Raw genomic sequence first — 19,550 nt, forward strand, 5'->3', positions numbered from 1 at the left:
GTGAATGTATTATTTTCGCCCTCATGATCAAGCGAGAATTGCTGGAAAAGCTCGGCCAAGACCTGAAAGGCGAATTGTATACAGATGATATCATGCGCACCCTGTACGCCACGGACGCTTCCGCATACCGGGAAATGCCCCTGGCGGTAGCCATCCCTGAAAATGAACAGGACATCAAAACCCTTATCCGGTTTGCCCGGGAGCACAAGACCTCGCTGATCCCCCGGACCGCCGGCACTTCGCTGGCAGGCCAGGTGGTAGGGAACGGCATTATCGTGGACGTTTCCAAAAAATTCACCCGCATCCTGGAGATCAATACAGACGAGCACTGGGTACGCGTACAACCCGGCGTGATCCGCGACGAGCTGAACCTGTTCCTTACTTCCCACGGTTTCTATTTCGGCCCCGAGACCTCCACGGCCAACCGAGCGATGATCGGCGGCATGGTGGGAAACAACTCCTGCGGCTCCAATTCCGTGGTATATGGCAGCACCCGCGAACACCTGCTGTCTGTGAACGCCATCCTCAGCGACGGCAGCGACGCCACTTTTGGCGCCCTTACAACGGATGAATTCCATGCCAAATGCGAGGCAAACGACGAAAGGCTTGAAACAACCGTATATAAACAGATCCGCACCCTGCTGGGCAATGCGGACAACCAGCGGGAAATACGGAAAGAATTCCCCAAACCGGAGATCCTGCGCCGCAATACCGGCTACGCGGTAGATATGCTGCTGGAAACGGCGCCGTTCACCGCCGGGAAAGAAGACTTCAACTTCTGTAAGCTCATTGCCGGCTCCGAAGGCACCCTGGCTTTCCTGACGGAGATCAAACTGAACATTTCGCCGCTGCCGCCCAAAGAAGGCGGCCTGCTGTGCGTACATTTTAATACGATCGACGAGTCCCTGCGGGCGAACATCATCGCCATGCGCTACAAACCCAGCGCCAGCGAACTGATCGATCATTTTATCCTGGAATGCACGAAGGACAATATCGAACAGCGTAAAAACCGCTTTTTCGTGGAAGGGGACCCGGGAGCCATCCTGGTCGTAGAATTCCTGCGCAACACCCGTGAAGAGATCATTGAAGTGGCGGACAGGCTGAAGGCGGACCTGCAGGCTGCCGGGCTGGGATACCACTTCCCCCTCCTGTTCGGCGACGACACCAAAAAGATATGGACGCTCCGCAAAGCGGGCCTGGGCCTGCTGAGCAACCTCCCCGGCGATGAAAAGGCCGTACCCGTGATAGAAGACACGGCCGTGGCCGTGGAAGACCTCCCGGCCTACATCGCGGAATTCAACCGGATACTGGAGAAATACGACCTGTTTTCCGTCCACTACGCCCACGCCGGCAGCGGTGAGATCCACCTCCGCCCTATCCTCAACCTGAAGACCGAAGAAGGCAACCAGCTGTTCCGCACCATCGCGGAAGAGATCGCTACCCTCGTTAAAAAATACAATGGTTCCCTGAGCGGCGAGCATGGAGACGGGCGCCTGAGAGGCGAGTTCATCCAGCAGATGATAGGCCCGAAAAACTACCAGCTGCTGCGCCAGGTGAAATATACCTGGGACCCGGAGAACATCTTCAACCCGCATAAGATCGTGGACACGCCGTCTATGAACAGCAACCTGCGGTACGAGCCAGGGAAAAAAGCCCCGGACCTGAAGACCATTTTTCACTTCCCGTACCAGACCATCCTCCAGCACGCGGAGCAGTGCAACGGCTCCGGGGACTGCCGCAAAACACAACTCAGCGGCGGCACCATGTGCCCCAGCTACATGGCCACCCGCAGCGAAAAAGATACTACCCGCGCCCGGGCGAACATCCTGCGCGAAGTACTCACGAACTCCACCAAAGAAAACAAGTTCGATTCCAAAGAAATATACGACGTACTGGACCTTTGCCTTGCGTGCAAGGGCTGTAAGTCCGAATGCCCCTCCAACGTGGATGTGGCGAAGATGAAAATGGAATTCCTGCAACACTATTACGATGCAAACGGCGTAAGCATGCGCACCTGGATGATCGCGAATTTCAGGATGCTCACCAGCCTGGCCGCTATCGCACCGGGCATTTACAACTGGCTCGTAAAAGGCGACCTGTCCAGCAGGCTCATCAAACGGTTCTCCGGCTTTGCGGCAGACCGTTCCATGCCCACGCTGGAAAAGAAGACGCTGCGCAAATGGCTGAAACAAAACCCGCAGCCCGTTACACAGGCGCGGAAAGTATACCTCTTCTGCGACGAGTTCACCAACTACAACGATACGCATGTGGGCATCAAAGCTGTGAGCCTGCTGCGCAAACTGGGTTACGAAGTAATACCGGTGGAGCACCCGGAAAGCGCGCGCGCCCTCCTGTCCAAAGGTTTCCTGCGTAAAGCGAAAACGATCGCGGAAAAAAATGTACAACTCTTCAGCAAACTCATCAGCGAACAAACTCCGCTGGTAGGTATAGAACCCTCCGCCATACTGGGTTTCAGGGATGAATACCCGGATCTGGTGAGCGATGAGCTGCGCAACACGGCGAAACAGCTCGCCAAAAATGTATACATGGTGGATGAGTTCCTGTCCATGGAAGCGGACCTGGGACATATCCGCAGTGATATGTTCAAAGGCGCGGATAAAAAGATCAAACTGCACGGGCATTGCCAGCAGAAGGCGCTCAGCAGCGTGCTGCACAGCAAAAAGATACTGAGCCTCCCGCAGGGTTACGCCGTGGAGGTGATCCCTTCCGGATGCTGCGGCATGGCCGGTTCATTCGGTTATGAGAAAGAACACTACGATGTGTCCATGAAAATCGGCGAACTGGTATTGTTCCCCGCCGTGCGCAATGCCACGGAAGGAACGCTGATAGCCGCGCCGGGCACCAGCTGCCGCCACCAGATCAAAGACGGCACAGGCGCAAAGGCGCAGCATCCCGTGGAGATATTGTTCGACGCGCTGGCGTAATTTACAGCTGTAAATCACCGTCAGAAAGATATTCAACCATTCCGGGAGCGCTTTATACAGCGCTCCCTTTTTGTTATGGCAGTATAATTGCTGGACCAGTGGCAACACCAATATTCCTGCATTATGAAGCCCATACTCCAAACCCTGTTCATTTCAGTTATAACGATGGCCGCCTGTAACAACGCGGCCAAAAAACCGGCTACTGACAGCACCGCCATAGAGCCGCCCGCCGCCGTAGCCACAGGGGACAGCCTGCCCGCCCCCTACGCCACGGACACCGTGCGGAACAACAGCACAGTGATAGGCTGGCCCGAAGGCAAAACGCCGAAAGCACCCGCCGGATTCACCGTACAAAAGTTCGCCAAAGACCTGAAGAACCCGCGCTGGATCTATGTGCTCCCGAACGGGGACATCCTCGTGTCCGAAGCCAATAAAAAGCCCCGCAGCCCCAGCGCGGACCGCATCACGATCTTCCGGGACACCAATGGCGACGGCCTCCCGGACCAGCAGCATATCTTCATGAGCAAACTCAATTCCCCCTTTGGCATGGCGCTGATAGGCGACCAGTTTTACGTAGCCAATACGGATGCCCTGATGGTATACCCTTACAAAACCGGCGCAACAGAAATAAAAGACAAAGGCAAAAAACTGCTGGACCTCCCCGTTGGCGGCTATAACAATCACTGGACGCGGAACATCCTCGCATCCAAAGACGGGAAAAAGATCTATATCTCCATCGGCTCCGGCAGCAATGTGGCGGAGCATGGCATGGCGAATGAAATACGCCGCGCAAACATCCTGGAAGTAAATGCGGACGGGAGCGGCGAGGTGGTATATGCGGCCGGCCTTCGCAATCCCGTAGGGATGGACTGGGCGCCGGGCACCAATACCCTGTATACCGTCGTGAATGAACGTGATATGCTCGGGGATGATCTTGTACCGGATTACCTCACCAGCGTTCAATCCGGCGGCTTTTACGGCTGGCCTTACTCTTACTTCGGGCAACATGAAGACCCGCGTATACAGGGTGCGGATAAAAAGCCGGACCTGGTGGCGAAGTCCATTGTACCCGAGCTGGGCCTGGGTGCGCATACCGCTTCGCTGGGCCTTGTTTTTTACACGGGCAATACTTTTCCGGATAAGTACAAAGGCGGTGCGTTCATCGGCCAGCGCGGCTCCTGGAACCGTTCCGTATTGTCAGGGTATAAGGTGGGATATGTGCCTTTCAGCAATGGTAAACCCTCCGGTAAGATGGAAGACTTCCTGACCGGGTTCATTTCCGATATCGATAAATCGGAAGTATATGGAAGACCGGTATGTGTGGCCGTTGCCAAAGACGGCGCGCTGCTGGTGACGGACGATGCGGCCAATACCATCTGGCGGGTGTCGCCTTCAAAATAAAAAAGGAACGGCTGGCCATAACAGTCAGCCGTTCCCAGGTATGCACATTGTCAGAATTGCCTGGTGAGATAAAACTTCCCGCCGGTATGCTCATACAAACCGATGAGCCACTTCCCGTCCAGCTTACCCGGCTCCGTGAGCGTAGCCCGGAGTGAAAAGCTCCCCGATCCTCCGCGTATATAGTGATATTCAGCCGTTAATTCCCTGCTGCGGATCCCGTATCTGCCCACCCCTTTGAGGGCCGCGTCTTCATTGCCGTCATACACCGTCATCGTGCTATCCTTTTCAAAGATCACGGTGTAGAAATGATCGGGTTGATGAAACATGGTGTCCCCCGGTGCGGGCGACTGGTAAAAGCCGTACTGTCCTTTCCACGTGCCGGTGAGCTGCGTGGGGAACTGGTCTTTGGGTATCCGCTCTTTTTTGCAGGCGAAAAGGCTGACCGTCAACAGCACCAGCATGTATGGTTTCAGTTTCATTTTCCGGGGTTTATCATGCTAAGTTACGCTCCATCCACATGGCCTTTTACCACATAAATGTGTGAAATACACGAACAAATGGCGGCGGAAAGCTGTTAGTTATCCTGAATATGAACCCATCAGCAAGAACCCTCATATGCCTCCTATGTATGCTGGCCGGCATCCCCGGAAACGCCCCTGCACAAACGGGCGAACTCTCGCTGGCAGAATGTTTTCGCCTCGCCCGGCACAAAAACCTGGCGGTGGAGCAGGCCCGCGTTTCGCTGAACGCGCGGCAATACCAGCTGAAGGCCGAACAGACCAGTTACTTCCCGAAAATAGACCTGCTGGCCGGTTATAATTACCTCAGCCGCCCGCTGGAGATCAACCTCCAGCAGGTAAAGGACGGTATCGTGGAAGGCTCATCCCGGCAAAGCCTTTCCGCGGCGAACAATGTGTTCAAAGAGATCACCGGCAACGATCTGCCGCAATCCGTGCAGGACCGCATCTACAATACTTCAAAAGATATCATCGGCGCGGTATACCCGAATTACAACCCGCCGCTCAGCAAACAAAGTTATTTCACCGCGGCGCTCGGCCTGCGGCAGCCTATTTACCTCGGTGGCAAACTCTCCACCGCCAGGGACATTGCGAAGGCCGAATACGAATCCGGCATCATCAACGTGGAGCTGGTGGAAAAACAAATGGACTTTGCACTGGCCGCGGCATACATCCGTGTATTGTATTTTAATACGATGATCAGCTCGCAGGACCGTGTGATCACCGCCATGGAAAAAAACGAACGGTATGCCACCTCGCTGGTGAACAACGAGATCATTCCACCCTACCAGCGCAACTGGGCCACGGTGGCGCTTACCTTCGCACAGTCCCGCAGGAGGAACCTGGAGCTGGAAAAACTCAACGGGCTCACCGAACTGAAACGTTTATTGCAGGTACCGCAGGATACAACCATCACGATCACGGATACACTCCGTTACCGCGAGCTGGCCGGCACCGCTCCCCCAGAGGATTTCTGGAAAGGCAACCCGGCTTACAAAGCAGTGGAAAGCAAAACCGCCCTGGCGGAGAGTACTGTAAAAGCCAGCCGCTCGCTGAACCTGCCGAACATCTTCGGCATCGCCAGCCTGAACCTCTACCAGCGCGACCTGCCCGTGATCACGCCGCCATGGCTGGTAGGCGTTGAAATGCAATGGACATTGTTCAGCGGCTTCAGCAATCAGAAACGCGTGAAAGCCACGCAGCTGTATGTACAGGAAGCAAAGATCGCGGCGGACAACACACAGGCGCTGCTGGAAGCGGGCGCCACGGTAGTGCGCAACAAAGTAACGGTGCTGGAGCGGGATATGCTGTCCCTCGCGCAGGCGCGCGACCAGGCGCAACTCACCACCACACAGGTGCAGGAACGGCTGGCGGAGCAGCTTTCTTCGGTAAAAGACGTAAATGAAGCGCTGCTGGTGGAAGAAGAGCTTGGAAAAGCTTATTATACCGCGCTATTCGCATACCTGCTCACGGCCGCGGAATATTATAATCTCATTGGTAGTCCTCAACAAATCACCACGCTGTTACAATGAAAAGATTCCTGTCTCAATACTGGGCTTTGCTGATCCCCGTCATCATCCTGCTGATAGCGGTACTGTTCCTGATGCGCAACCCCGCCTCAAAGGACAATACGGTCATTGGCATGGTGGACGCTTCTTATGTGGACGTGGCCGCTGAATTCCCCGGCAGGCTGGACTCGCTGCTGGTGGAGCAGGGCGATACCGTGCGGGAAGGGCAGCTGCTGGGCGTGCTGCGCACCACGGAAATAAACGCCATCCGCAAACAGGCGGAAGCCGCCATCGAAGCCGCTTCCTCCCAGGTGAAGCTGCTGGAAAAAGGCGCAAGGCCGGAAGTGATCAGAAACGCGGGCAACCTGTACAAGATCGCGCAGGACCAGTACGACCTGGCGCAGAAGACCTATCATCGCATGGAGCGGCTGTATAACGACAGCGTAGTATCCGGCACCGAAAAAGACATCATCTACTTCAAATACCAGGCGGCCAAAAAAGAAATGGAAATCGCAAAGCTGAACCAGGAGATGCTGGAAAAAGGCACCCAGCCCGAAATTATCCAAACGGCCACCGCCATCCTGAAGCAGGCGGAGCAGGGTTACGAGCTCACCAAGGCGCTCACGGACAATACCCGCATTTATGCGCCTGCAAACGGTATTATCTCCTCGCTGGTGATCCACCAGGGCGAGATTGTGAGCATCGGTTACCCGATGATGACGCTGCAAAAGAACATGTCTTATTTTATGCGGTTCAACATCCGGCAGGACAGGGCGGCCGCGCTGCCGCTGGGCGCCAAGGCCCGTGTGCGGGTGCCGGGCTGCGATCCGGAAGTGTTTGAAGTAGCGGTGTCCGCCGTGGCGCCTTCCCTGGAGTTTGCAAACTGGGTGCCGGTGAAAGACAAAGGGTCTTTTGAGCTGCGCACCTTTACGATAGAGCTGAAACCTGTAAATGTGACCGCCATCCGGGGCCTGCGGCCGGGCATGACGGCCTCCTTGCAAATGCCATGATCAGGGCCATCCTACACATTACCCTCCGGGAATGGAAACGCATTCTCACCCGGCCGGACCATTGCCTGGTGCTGCTGGTGATGCCTGCGTTCCTCTTTTTCTTTTATGCATACATTTATGAGAAACAACAGGCGGAAGACCTGCCGGTGGCGATCTGGGACGAGGACCACTCTCCCGTTTCCCGGCAGATCACCTTCCTCCTCGAACAAACGCCCAGCATCCACATCACACATGCCGTGAGCAGCCAAGCGGAGCTGGAGCAGCTGATGCAGTCGCAGCAGATCACCGGCGCCGTTCATTTCCCTAAAAACCTGGAGAAAGATATCAAAAGCAGGCACCCCGTGAAAGTCTCCATCTTCACCAACGCCGCGTCGCTGGTGCCCGGCAAACTGATCTATAAAGACGCTACTACCGTGATCGTCACCGCCGGCTCGGGCGTGAACCTCCAGAAGTTCATGAAAACGGGGATGACCGAAGAAAAGGCCATGGCCCTGATCATGCCGGTGAGCCTCACCACCTATCCTTTGTACAATCCCACCTACAATTACCAGCATTACCTGGTGCCCGGGCTTATCACCGTGGCGCTGCAAATGATGATCATCATGGTGGCGGTATTGCTGCTGAATAAAGAGTGGAGCGAAGGAACCATGGACGAACTGCGGCACATGGCGCGCAACAGCGCGGGAAACATCATTGCCGGGAAAACGCTGGCGCATCTGGGCGTATCCTGGGTGAACTTCGTGCTGATCACCGGCATCATTTTCCCCTTCTTTGCGCTGGATCATCCCGGCACTACGTTTCATCTTTTTATCCTGTTCAATTTCCTGGCCCTGGCCTGTATCGGTATCGGGCTGATGATCTCCGCGCTGGCCGGGGATGCCATGCTGGCGCTGGACGTAGGCCTGTTCTATACCTCGCCGGCATTTGTATTCAGCGGCTTCACCTTCCCGCGCTGGGGCATGCCCTGGTATGATCAGTACTACGCTAACCTGATGCCCTACACGCCGTTCCTCGATGCGTTTTTTAAAGTGTATTTTATGGAGCTGCCGCTCAGGTACGCCATGCCCGAGGTCATCAAACTCCTGTTGTTTATTGGTTTTACATTCTTTATCGCCGTATTCTTTTTGCAACTGCGGCTCAATAAAACAGTAACCCATGTTATTCCGCTTACTGCTCCGGGAAGTGAAAATGGTGGCGCATGATCACAGCCTGCTGCTGACTCTGCTGATAGCTCCGCTGCTGTATGCTTTTTTTTACGGCAGCATTTACTCTTACAAAACGGAGGAAGAAGTGCCTATTGCCGTGGTGGACGAAGACGGCAGCGGTCTTTCCCAAACCCTCATCCGCCAGATAGACAACACGCAGATGGTGGATGTGGCGGCCGTCACCACCCTCGAAAAAGCAAAAGAGAGCATGTACTACGGGCATACACAAGGTTTCCTTTACATCGAAAAAGGCATGGAGAAAAAAGTGTTGAGCCTGCAACAGGCCAATATGGTACTGGCCGTGAATGCCGCGCGTTTCCTGCCTTCCAGCGATGTGATGGGCGCCATCACGCAGGTGGGCCTCACCGTGGGCGCAGGCGTGAGGCTGCAATATCTTCAGAAGCAGGGTATGAACACAGAAGCATCCATGCAGGAAGTAATGCCCGTGACGCCGGACTTCCGCCCGATGTTCAACACCCGGACGGACTACGGCACCTTCCTGCTACCGGGCCTCCTGGCCATGATCCTCCAGCAGACGCTGCTGCTGGGCCTGGCGGGCGGCACGGCGGCGGAAAAACAAAAACAGACCTTTGGCGCGTGGATGGAAATGGCGGGCAATAACCTTTCCGTGGCCCTATGGGGCAAAGGGATGTTTTATTTTATCCTGTTTTGCTGTTACGCGTTTTTCTTCCTCACGGTCAATTTCCGGGTGCTGCACTTACAGCTGCTGGGCAATGCCTGGGAACTGGCGCTGGTCACCGCACTGTTCCTGCTCAGCCTCATACCGATGGGCATATTCACCGGCCTGCTGTTCCGCTCGCAGCTGCTCTGCACGCAACTGCTCGCATTTTCCACTTATCCTATCTTCCTCATTACAGGCTATACCTGGCCCATTGCACAGCTGCCGGAGGGGCTGAAGTTTGTATCCGCCTTATTGCCCATTACGCCGTTCCTGGGGCTGTACCAGGGCATCGTGCAGCAGGGGGCGCATATCACAGACCGCCTGCCGGACCTGTATCACCTCTGTATCCTCTGGGTATTTTACACCTTTATATGCCTGCTGAAAATGAAATATACCGCTCACAAATCCCCAAGGCCTTATGCAGCAGTCTAAAGCCGGCATACTGATCACCCTCATGCTGGGCACGCTCATGGCCAGCCTCGATTCCAGCATTGTGAACATTTCCCTCCCCGTGATGCAGGAGCAGTTCGGCGTGCGGATGGATGAAGTGCAATGGGTGGTCACCGCGTATATGATCGCATTTTCCGTATTTATGCCGCTTACCAACTGGCTGAAGAACCGCATCGGATTTTTTAACCTGTATGTGATCAGCCTGAGCGTATTCACTTTCGGCTCCCTGCTTTGCAGCATGTCCAAAAGCCTGGAATGGCTGGTAGTGAGCCGTGTGATACAGGCGGTTGGCGGCGGCGCCCTGCAACCCACGGTACTGGCGATGCTCACTTACATTTTTCCGCCTGAAGTAAGAGGGAAAATGCTGGGATGGTGGGGATTTGGCGTGGTGCTGGGCCCCGCCCTCGGGCCTACGCTCGGCGGGATACTCACGGAGCACCTGGGCTGGCCTTCCATTTTCTACATCAATGTGCCCATCGGGGCAATCGCTTTTTCCATGAGCTTTTATTTCCTCGGTTTTATGCGGAGGCAGGAAAAGGTCCGTCAAAAATTCGACACGCCGGGGTTCCTGTTGCTCACTACCTTTCTCATTTCCTTACAGCTGGGCATTTCGCGGCTGGAAAAAGACAGCATCACGCTGTACGGCATCATCATCTACTTCGCCGTTTCCCTGCTGGCGCTGCTTTTTTTTATACTCTGGGAGCGCAGCCGTGTGGATGGTATTTACGATATCCGCATCTTCCGCAACATTAAGTTCGTTTCCGCGCTGATGGTCACCGCCGTGCGGTCCGCCGCTCTTTTTGGCGGCGTGTTCCTGCTGCCTTTTCTTTTGCAGCGGCACATGCATTTCTCCGAAATGAACGCAGGGTTGCTGCTGCTGCCCGGCTCCGTGTCGCTGGCCATCCTCATGCCCATTTCCGGCAGCTGGGTGGACCATCACAGCCCGCGCGGCATCGTGGTCATTGGCCTGTTGCTGCTGGCCCTCACCATGGTACTGTTCGGCCGGGTGGACGTTGGCACCGGCGTGGGGATGATCATACTTGCTATGTTTATCCGCGGCGTGGGCCTTGGTTGTCTCACAACGCCCATCACGGTGGCCACCGTCAACTCGGTAAAACCTTCGCTGATCACGCAGGCTTCCTCGCTGAATAACCTGGTGCTGCAGGTAGCAGGCGCTTCGGGCGTTGCTTTGCTCTCTGTTGTACACCAGCAGACGAGGAATCATTACCTCCGGCAGCATTTCACAGAAGCCGAGGCGGAACATATGGGCCTTCAATACGGGTTCACCGTTTCCGCCGTGCTGCTGGTCTGCGCCATTATCCCCGCCCTCTTCATTTCGTCCAAAAAAAGCGCGAAAGTGCAGGCCGTGACCGAATAAACATCCCCGGGTATGGCGGATCGCCTTCACATAAAAATTCAGGGCGTGCGCCGCGCCCCGATCACATGCCTTAAAAATTTGTACTTTTACATCATGGGTAAAAAGACCGGACCGATAGGCGTTTTTGATTCAGGTTATGGCGGGCTCACCGTACTGAAAGAGATCGTAAAGGAATTGCCGCAATATGACTACATCTATCTTGGCGACAACGGGCGCGCGCCATATGGCATCCGCTCCTTCGAAACCGTTTACCATTACACGCTCGAATGCGTGCAGCACCTCTTCAGGATGGGCTGCCACCTCGTGGTACTCGCCTGCAACACCGCTTCCGCAAAGGCTTTGCGTACTATCCAGCAGAACGATCTGCCGGGGATAGACCCTGAAAAAAGAGTACTGGGCATCATCAGGCCCACCACGGAAATTGTGGGGGATTACTCTAAAAGCAGGCAGGTGGGCATTTTCGGCACTTCGGGCACCGTCAATTCACAGAGTTATCCCATCGAGATAGAAAAATTTTTCCCGGACATCACCGTATACCAGCAGGCCTGCCCCATGTGGGTGCCGCTGGTGGAGAACAATGAATACAGCAGCGAAGGCGCGGATTATTTTATCAATAAATACATCCGCCAGCTGATGGTGCAAAGCGGGGATATTGACACGATCGTGCTGGGCTGCACCCATTACCCCCTGTTGGCGGATAAAATACAAGCGCATTTGCCGCCGGATGTGACGCTGCTTTCACAAGGTACCATCGCGGCGAAGAGCCTGGCGGACTATCTCGAAAGGCACCCCGAAATGGCCGCCAAATGCAGCACCGGAGGCACGCGGGAGTTCTACACCACGGACGATACCGAAACCTTCGACAGGCAGGCCGGCATCTTTTTTGAAGAACCGGTGAGCAGCAAACATCTCAACCTTTAAGGACATTCTTTCAAAATAATTCGTAATTTGATGTAAAGACAACTATTTATGCTGAGTAAAACCATACAGGAAGCGCTGAACGCGCAAATCGGGCTGGAAGCCGCTTCATCACAGGCATACCTCGCCATGGCATCATGGGCGGATATTCAACCCGGCCTCCAGGGCGTTTCTGAATTCTTCTATAAGCAATCGGACGAAGAAAGGGTGCATATGCTTAAACTGATCAAGTTTGTGAACGAACGCGGCGGCTTTGGCATCGTGCCTCACCTGGGCCAGCCGATTATCACTTTCCAGTCCATCAAACGTGTGTTCGAAGAATTCCTCGCGCATGAGATCAAAGTGTCCGAAAGCATCAATGACCTCGTGCATATGGCGCTCCAGGAAAAAGACTACGCGACCCACAATTTCCTGCAATGGTACGTGTCCGAGCAGATCGAAGAAGAAAGACTCGCCCGCACCCTGAACGAAAAGCTGGAAATGATCGGCGAAGATAAAAGCGGCCTCTACCTTTTCGACCGCGACATCCTCAACTTCCGCCTGCAGATCAGCGGCGGCGGCGGTGGCGGCAGAGGCGGCCATTAAACCTTACTGTAAAGATCCTTATGAAACGCCTGGCCTGTACGCCGGGCGTTTTAATTTCCCTCCATTCCGCGCGCCCTCAGCGACCCGAAAAAATTGATGCTGCCGATACCCGTCATTACAGGAAATGTGGTGAAAGAAGATACTAAAATGTATATGGCTGCCGGTATAGACGGGTATGTGCTGAAACCTTTCAAAGAAGCGGAAATGCCTGAAAAACCCGGGGCCTTCCGGCAGGTGGGAAAATAAAACCACGCCCGAAGCGTGGTTTCCGTGAGTTATCCCGGCTGGTAGCAATCATTTGGGGTAGCCGGGGTTTAATAATTTCGCTAACAATGTATGAACCGGCAGGCAAGATTAATGCCATGCTATAACTCATTCATTTTCATACATGCGCTACCGTTTATCTTGTTCGATTCTGCACAAATCTGTCCGCTACCGGACAGATTCTCATTCCACATAATCGAGGTCTTTTTCGAATGTTTCATCCAGCCCGCGCAGCGCGAGCAGTGCAATGATCATGGTAAGCAGGCCAACGGCCCCGGCGCTGTAAAGCACGCCCCACGAGGGTTTCAGGAAAAGGAACAAAGTAGTGAGCGGGATCACCGCGCCCCTTACAAAATTGGGAACGGTGGTGGCCACCGTCGCGCGAAGGTTCGTGCCGAACATTTCCGCGGCTACGGTTACGAACAATGCCCAGTAACCATTGGTGAAACCGAGCAATACACAGAAGATATAAAACGTGTTGATGTCTTTGAAAGGGAGGAATAAATACACCGCTACCATCGCGGCGGACAGCAGCAGGAACAGCAGGATGATCTTCTTACGGCTGCGCACCAGCTGGCTCAGCAAGCCGCTGGCAATATCGCCGAACACCTGCCCCGCAAAAGCCAGCATCACCGCTTTGCCGGCCACTACGGGCGCATTCAGCTGCATCGCTTTGCCAAACTCCGGTGAAAACGTAATGAGAATACCTACCGCAAACCAGATCGGTAAACCGATGGCGATACATTGCAGGTAACGCAATGCGCGGCGGCCGTTTGTGAACAAAGAGATAAAACTTCCTCTCGATATCTGCATCGCTTTTGTTTTCGCGTAAATGCCGGACTCGAACACCCGCACGCGCAGCAGCAGTAAAAGTAAACCAAGGCCGCCGCCGATAAAATACGAGATACGCCATTCAAAAAGGTCCGCCATAAAATATGCCATGATAGCGCCGATCACGCCCAGCGTGGCCACCAGCGTGGTACCGTAGCCCCGTATTTTGCGCGGCAGCACTTCGGCAACGAGCGTCACTCCCGCGCCTAGTTCCCCCGCCAGGCCGATGCCCGCAATAAAACGCATAAAAGCATATTGCGGCACCGTCTCCACAAAACCATTCGCGAGGTTCGCCAGGGAATAGATCAGGATAGAACCGAACAGCACGGACAGTCTTCCTTTTTTATCGCCCAGCACACCCCAGATAATGCCGCCGATGAGCAGGCCGAACATCTGCATATTAAGCAGCATCGCGCCGGTGTGCAGCAGGGCATCGTCCCGCAGGCCGAGGGATTGCAGGCTGGGCACCCGTACTACGCTGAAAAGAAAAAGGTCGTACATATCTACCAGGTAACCGAATGCCGCCACCAGTACAGGCAGGCGCAGCAGTTCCCTGGCCGTGGAATTTGAATTGCTCATGAGTCGGGTTTAAGGTTATAATCTGGAAATGGTCAGGCCGCCGTCCACCATCAATACCTGCCCGGTGGAATAAGGCAATGCGCCGGAAGCCAGCATGGCCGCGGCTTTGCCCACATCGTCCGGGTATCCCCAGCGGGGCTGCACCAGCAGGCCGTTCTCTATCAGCCTGTCATATTTTTCCTGTACGCCGGCGGTCATGTCCGTTGCGATCACACCGGGCCGCACTTCGTATACCGGTATGCCGTGCGCGCCCAGGCGGACGGCGAACAGCTGCGTCATCATACTAAGACCCGCTTTTGCGATGCAATATTCGCCCCTGTTTACAGAAGCCACGGTGGCGGAAATGGACGAGATGTTGATGATACATCCATTCAGCCCCGGCGTTTCTATCATGCGGCCGGCCACGGCCTGGGTGAGAAAAAACGCGCCTTTGAGATTGGTATCCAGCAGGCGGTCGTAGCTTTCTTCCGTGGTTTCAAGGATGTCTTTTCTTTCTTTCGGCGCCACGCCCGCATTGTTCACCAGCACATGCAGCACCCCGAAATGCCCATAGGCTTTTTGCAGCACCCTTGCGCGCTGCGCTGCGTCGGATACATCGCCGGGACAGTAGATGACATCCGTGCCGGCGGCCCGCAGGGATTGTAAGGTCTCCTGTACCGCTTCTTCGGGGCGCACGCCGTTGATGGCAAGATCAAAACCATGCTGCGCGAGGTGCTGCGCAATGCCTAAACCGATGCCCCGGCTGCCGCCGGTAATAAGCGCTGTTCTTCTTTTCATAACGGATCGATGTTTACCCAGCAGCGTTTAGCCCAGCTTTCCAGGCCTTTTTCCGCCAGTTGTACGCCTTTGGCGCCTTCCCGCAGGTTCCAGGGAAAGGGCTCGTTTTTGACCACGTGACGCAGGAATAACTCCCATTGTACCTTAAATGCATTATCGTACGTTTCCTGGTCCGGCACTTTGGCCCAGCCTTCGAAAAATTTAATGGGCTGCTCCACATCCGGGTTCCATACCGGCTTCGGGGTGTGGCCGTAGTGTTGTACATAACAGTCGCGGAGGCCGGCAACGGCCGAGCCGTGTGTGCCGTCCACTTGTAACGTGAGCAGATCGTCCCGCCGCACACGGGTGGTCCATGATGAATTGAAGTGTGCGATGACGCCGTTTTCCAGTTCAAAGGTGGCGTAAGCCGCATCGTCCGCCGTGCAGGCGTAGGGCCGGCCTTTTTCATCGATCCTTTCGGGGATGTGCGTAGCGCCCAGGCAGGATACGGCTTTTACTTCGCCGAAAAGATTATCCAGCACATACCGCCAGTGACACAACATATCGAGGATAATACCGCCTTCCTCCTCTTTCCTGTAATTCCAGCTGGGGCGCTGCGCCGGGATGGAATGGCCTTCGAACACCCAGTAGCCGAACTCTCCTTTCACAGACAATATGCGGCCGAAGAATCCCTGCTGTATCAGCCGTTTCAGGCGCAGCAGGCCGGGCAGCCAGAGTTTGTCCTGCACCACGCCGTGTTTCAGGCCGGCGGCTTCGCAGAGGTGGTATAGTTCCATGGCTACGGCGGTGCCGGAGGCAATAGGTTTTTCGCAATAGATATGTTTGCCGGCGGCTACCGCTTTGCGGATACATTCCGCGCGTTTGCCGGTGGTCTGCGCGTCAAAATAAATGCTGTAACGCGCGTCCTGCAATACGGCGTCCAGGTCCGTGGAATAAGCGGTGATGCCGCTCTTTTCCGCCAGGGCCTTCAGCTTCGCCATGTTGCGGCCTACCAGCACCGGCTCCGGGAGAATGTATTCCGTATCGCTGAGCTTTACGCCGCCCTGCTGGATGATGGGCACCATGGAGCGCAGGAGATGCTGGTTCGTGCCCATCCTGCCGGTCACGCCGTTCATAATGATGCCGATGCGGTGTACTGTCTTTTGTGTATCTGCCATGTGATTTTGTTTTCGAAGCATGTTGATGATGTTCCCCGGATCAGCACCGTACGATGCGAAGAACTGTTCTTTGTGTTCCCGGCATTTTGACGATGCGTCATTCCATCAGCAATGATCCAGGTACGCCCGTTTGATCTTATCGAGGAATACCAGCTGGTCGCCCGCCCAGTATTCAGTGGAAAATATCTCTACTTCATGATATCCTTTAAAGCCCGTCGCTTCCACCCATTGCCGTATCTGTTTCACCGGGATGCAGCCCTCTCCCATCAGCGCACGGTCCAGCAGCAGGTCGCGGGTGGGCACGCGCCAGTCGCAGATGTGAAAGGCAAACAGCTTGCCGTTGCTGCCGCAGCGGTTTATTTCCTGGTGCAGCGCGGGGTCCCACCAGAGGTGGTATACATCCACCGCCACACCTACAAAAGGAGAGTTTAACTGCTGGGCGAGGTCATTCGCCTGCGCCAGCGTATTGATGGCTGAGCGGGTGTCCGCGTACATCGGGTGCAGCGGCTCTATCGCCAGCCTGACGCCGGCGGCTTTCGCGTAAGGTTCTATCGCGGCGATTCCTTCAGCGATCTGTTTGCGCGAGGTTTCCAGCGGCTGGCCGGCGGCCGCGCCGCATACCAGCACGATCATGGGGGCGCCCAGGGCCTCCGCCTCTTCGATGGCGCGGAGATTGTCTTCGATAGCGAGCTTTCGCGCCGCGGCATCTGTATGCGGGAAAAAACCGCCCCTGCAAAGAGATACCACATCCAGCCCCGCTTCCCGGAGCATACGGCCCGTGGCGGCAACGTCCCGCCCCTCCAGCGCGTCGCGCCAAACGGTGATGCCGCTTACCCCCGCCCTGGGATATGCTTCCGCAATTTGCTCTATAGATAGCGGTTTCGTGGTGATCGTATGTACACAAAGCCTGTTCATTTCACACAGTTGAAGAACGTATAATAAGATTCCCCGGTGATGAAGCCCTGTACGGTGAGCGCCAGCTCCCGCATATGATAATCGCCCCACATGCAGGACTCACCATAGGGCGCCTGGCCTTCCTTCGGCGTATAGTCCCAGCCGTTAGGCCGGTGATAGATCGTGTGCAGCAATAATCCCTGGTGCGCGGGGTCCGTACTGAGATAAGGCTCCTCCAGCAGGGTTTGGAGGATGGTGAGGCCGGCCTGGAAATATTTGCCGCCTTCTTCGCCGCCAAGGAATTTCCCCAGGCGGATGAGCCCCTGCGCGGCAATGGCCGCGGCGGAGCTGTCCACCGGCTCATGCGGATTAAAAGGGTCCGCTGGTTTGGCGAGGTAATCGCCCATCCGCGCCAGCCCTGGCGCGCCGGTATCCCAGTAAGGCACGCCATCTGTGGGCGTATGCTGTATATAAAAATCGCAGGTGGCGCGGGCGGCCTTTTCCATCCAGGGCAGGTGTTCATTTGCCCCGGGTACAGATGCCAGGAATTCCAGTTCTTCCGCAAAACCCAGCATGGCCCAGGCCAGGCCGCGCGTCCAGGTGGTGAAGCCGGAGAAGCCCTGTTGCGCATTGGGTGCGCGGAAGTTGCCGTCGTTTGTGTTGAAGATACATTCATGCGCGGTACGGCCTCTTTCATCGTAATTATCACGGCCTTCGCCGTACCAGATATTATACGTGGCGGTGGTCTTCATATGCTGCAACGCGCGCTCCAGCAGGCTGATGCGCACATCATTCTCTGCCTGGAGCACATGGCCCAGCTGGTGGCTGAGCATCAGGATGCGGCAGCTGCGGATGGTATCCACAAAAAGCGAATGCGGGCCGTTAAAAGAATAGATGAACCCCCCGCCGTTGCGGATGGGCGTAAAACGTGAAGCCTGCACGGCGCCCGATACTTTCAGCGCCAGTTCATAAAAATTGGCTTCCCATTCATTGAAGGGTATCCGTTCTTCCCGCATCAGCCGCAGCAGGTTACCATAGGTGCTTACATTATTAAAGCCATGATCGTGCACGCCGGTATGGCTCAGGTGCGGCGCCATCACGCGCAGGGTGCTTTGCCGGCCGATATCGAGGAACTGATCGTCATCTGTGGCGTCGAACTGGAGGATGGCGGAGCCGTACTGGAAACCCTGTGTCCATTCGGTCCAGCCGCGGGTGGTGTATTTCCCCTGGCGGGTGAATACGGGCGCTCCCTGCGCGGTGTCATAATGTCTTTCGATGTCGAGTATCTTTTGGGCGGAGAGCCGCCAGAATTGCTGCAGCCGGGCAGCCAGTTGTTTGGGTTGTAATGATCCGTTGATCTGTATCATGGGCCGGTGCTTTGGATAACGCAGGAAATGGCCGGCAATGCCGCTCCGGTTCTCATACGTGGTGTTGGGAATATCTACAGCTCCTGTACCGGGCGCGCGGGCCTGACTGGTGGATTATCTAACGTGAAATTCTGAAAAGCGCCCGGTATCAATGCAAACGTTTACGCACATATCAAGATAATACAAATCCCGGAACTATTCTTCCTCCTCTTTATTCTTTTGGGCGCGGATGGTCTTGAGGTGACCGGTGGGTGTTTTGCCGTAATGCTCACTAAATATGCGGGAGAAATGCCCCAGGTCCGAAAACCCGGTGATATAGGCGACCTCCGTGAGGGAATATTTATCCTCTTCCATTAGTTGCATCGCTTTTTCTATCCGCCGCCGGCGGATCTCTTCCCCGAAAGTATGAAAATCCGGGTATGGGATCAGGCTGCCGGGGTTGGCGGGTAGTTTTTCCGAAAGCGCGGCAAGGTCCAGCGAAAGGCTGGTGTCTATCTCGTCCTGGACGATGGCGGCGATCTCTTTTACCCAGACCGGTTTTTTTGCGCGGTCTCCATATTTCTGGGTGATGAACCGGTGAAAAACTTCCATCAGTTTGTACTCCGAATACTTATGCAAAGGTTTGCGAAACCGCGTTTCCCAGGTAAGGAGCCCGTCGAAAACGGCGAGGCTTTGCTGAAGGAACTCCGCATCACTGTGTACATTATACGCGATCCCCATTACAACGGCCCAGAGCCCGGCGGATTGCGGGGCGAAGTGAAAACTGCCTGTGACGGCGCCTCTTACGATGTGCGCGATCTCTTCAAGGGCGGGATTTTCCGGCTGATGTTTGCGGACGAACACGTCAAACATGCATCCATCATTATTAAGGGTAGTATATTCCGCGCCTTTGATATCAAAAAGCATCACATCATCCCGGCCGATGAAATCATTTACCTCTTCATAGGAGACAAATAATATTTCCGCGTTGGGATTTATGAAGCGAAGGATGAACCAGGAGCAGGCGATGTGGTCTATTTTAGGACGGTGGAGAGTAACCCATTTCATATGATTCTGATTCTTATTACTTATACGATTTTAA

The 19,550-nt window shown here is 55.2% G+C and carries 17 protein-coding genes; 10 read left to right on the forward strand and 7 right to left on the reverse strand.

The window, feature by feature from the left end:
• Positions 1-23 precede the first annotated feature (23 nt).
• Together EG028_RS07080 and EG028_RS07085 are read left to right on the forward strand one after the other, a co-directional pair.
• Positions 24-2,945 carry an FAD-binding and (Fe-S)-binding domain-containing protein gene (locus EG028_RS07080; RefSeq protein WP_120514895.1) on the forward strand — a complete coding sequence of 974 codons (2,922 nt, stop codon included), beginning with the start codon at positions 24-26 and terminating at the stop codon, positions 2,943-2,945.
• A gap of 123 nt (positions 2,946-3,068) precedes the next feature.
• Positions 3,069-4,346, forward strand: coding sequence for a PQQ-dependent sugar dehydrogenase (locus tag EG028_RS07085; RefSeq protein ID WP_120514896.1), 1,278 nt, complete (start codon positions 3,069-3,071; stop codon positions 4,344-4,346).
• 50 nt (positions 4,347-4,396) lie between these two features.
• On the opposite strand, the gene EG028_RS07090 is transcribed toward EG028_RS07085, so the two are convergent.
• On the reverse strand, positions 4,397-4,825 hold the full coding sequence (locus EG028_RS07090) for a hypothetical protein (RefSeq protein WP_120514897.1): 429 nt from the start codon (positions 4,823-4,825) through the stop codon (positions 4,397-4,399).
• A gap of 110 nt (positions 4,826-4,935) precedes the next feature.
• Between EG028_RS07090 and EG028_RS07095 the strand changes: the two genes are divergently transcribed.
• The 8 genes from EG028_RS07095 (at position 4,936) to EG028_RS27645 (ending at position 12,846) form a co-directional block, all read left to right on the forward strand.
• On the forward strand, positions 4,936-6,396 hold the full coding sequence (locus EG028_RS07095) for a TolC family protein (protein WP_206614356.1): 1,461 nt from the start codon (positions 4,936-4,938) through the stop codon (positions 6,394-6,396).
• Positions 6,393-7,382 (forward strand): HlyD family secretion protein, encoded by a 990-nt coding sequence (locus EG028_RS07100; protein ID WP_120514899.1) that lies wholly within the window; start codon positions 6,393-6,395, stop codon positions 7,380-7,382. Before EG028_RS07095 ends, EG028_RS07100 begins: the two co-directional genes overlap by 4 nt.
• Complete coding sequence (locus tag EG028_RS07105; RefSeq protein WP_120514901.1) at positions 7,379-8,584, forward strand: ABC transporter permease; 1,206 nt, start codon at positions 7,379-7,381, stop codon at positions 8,582-8,584. Before EG028_RS07100 ends, EG028_RS07105 begins: the two co-directional genes overlap by 4 nt.
• Positions 8,538-9,701, forward strand: coding sequence for an ABC transporter permease (locus EG028_RS07110; protein ID WP_120514902.1), 1,164 nt, complete (start codon positions 8,538-8,540; stop codon positions 9,699-9,701). The genes EG028_RS07105 and EG028_RS07110 overlap by 47 nt, the downstream gene beginning before the upstream one ends.
• Positions 9,688-11,097, forward strand: coding sequence for a DHA2 family efflux MFS transporter permease subunit (locus tag EG028_RS07115; RefSeq protein ID WP_120514904.1), 1,410 nt, complete (start codon positions 9,688-9,690; stop codon positions 11,095-11,097). The genes EG028_RS07110 and EG028_RS07115 overlap by 14 nt, the downstream gene beginning before the upstream one ends.
• Before the next feature lie 93 nt (positions 11,098-11,190).
• Positions 11,191-12,018, forward strand: coding sequence for a glutamate racemase (murI, locus tag EG028_RS07120; protein WP_120514906.1), 828 nt, complete (start codon positions 11,191-11,193; stop codon positions 12,016-12,018).
• A 48-nt stretch (positions 12,019-12,066) separates the two neighbouring features.
• Complete coding sequence (locus EG028_RS07125) at positions 12,067-12,600, forward strand: ferritin (protein ID WP_120514908.1); 534 nt, start codon at positions 12,067-12,069, stop codon at positions 12,598-12,600.
• 96 nt (positions 12,601-12,696) lie between these two features.
• Positions 12,697-12,846: a response regulator gene (locus EG028_RS27645; protein ID WP_162946242.1), complete on the forward strand. Its 150-nt coding sequence runs from the start codon at positions 12,697-12,699 to the stop codon at positions 12,844-12,846.
• Between the two features lie 201 nt (positions 12,847-13,047).
• On the opposite strand, the gene EG028_RS07130 is transcribed toward EG028_RS27645, so the two are convergent.
• The 6 genes from EG028_RS07130 to EG028_RS07155 form a co-directional block, all read right to left on the reverse strand.
• Positions 13,048-14,274 carry an MFS transporter gene (locus EG028_RS07130; protein ID WP_120514909.1) on the reverse strand — a complete coding sequence of 409 codons (1,227 nt, stop codon included), beginning with the start codon at positions 14,272-14,274 and terminating at the stop codon, positions 13,048-13,050.
• A gap of 15 nt (positions 14,275-14,289) precedes the next feature.
• Positions 14,290-15,051: a 3-ketoacyl-ACP reductase gene (locus tag EG028_RS07135; protein ID WP_120514911.1), complete on the reverse strand. Its 762-nt coding sequence runs from the start codon at positions 15,049-15,051 to the stop codon at positions 14,290-14,292.
• Positions 15,048-16,208, reverse strand: coding sequence for a Gfo/Idh/MocA family protein (locus tag EG028_RS07140; protein ID WP_162946243.1), 1,161 nt, complete (start codon positions 16,206-16,208; stop codon positions 15,048-15,050). Before EG028_RS07140 ends, EG028_RS07135 begins: the two co-directional genes overlap by 4 nt.
• Before the next feature lie 105 nt (positions 16,209-16,313).
• Positions 16,314-17,123 (reverse strand): sugar phosphate isomerase/epimerase family protein, encoded by an 810-nt coding sequence (locus EG028_RS07145; protein WP_120514913.1) that lies wholly within the window; start codon positions 17,121-17,123, stop codon positions 16,314-16,316.
• Positions 17,120-18,469 carry a glycoside hydrolase family 88 protein gene (locus EG028_RS07150; protein WP_120514915.1) on the reverse strand — a complete coding sequence of 450 codons (1,350 nt, stop codon included), beginning with the start codon at positions 18,467-18,469 and terminating at the stop codon, positions 17,120-17,122. The genes EG028_RS07145 and EG028_RS07150 overlap by 4 nt, the downstream gene beginning before the upstream one ends.
• Before the next feature lie 195 nt (positions 18,470-18,664).
• Positions 18,665-19,516 (reverse strand): chromate resistance protein ChrB domain-containing protein, encoded by an 852-nt coding sequence (locus EG028_RS07155; RefSeq protein ID WP_120514917.1) that lies wholly within the window; start codon positions 19,514-19,516, stop codon positions 18,665-18,667.
• Positions 19,517-19,550 lie beyond the last annotated feature (34 nt).

It is taken from the genome of Chitinophaga barathri, assembly GCF_003807585.1.
Taxonomy (GTDB): domain Bacteria; phylum Bacteroidota; class Bacteroidia; order Chitinophagales; family Chitinophagaceae; genus Chitinophaga; species Chitinophaga barathri.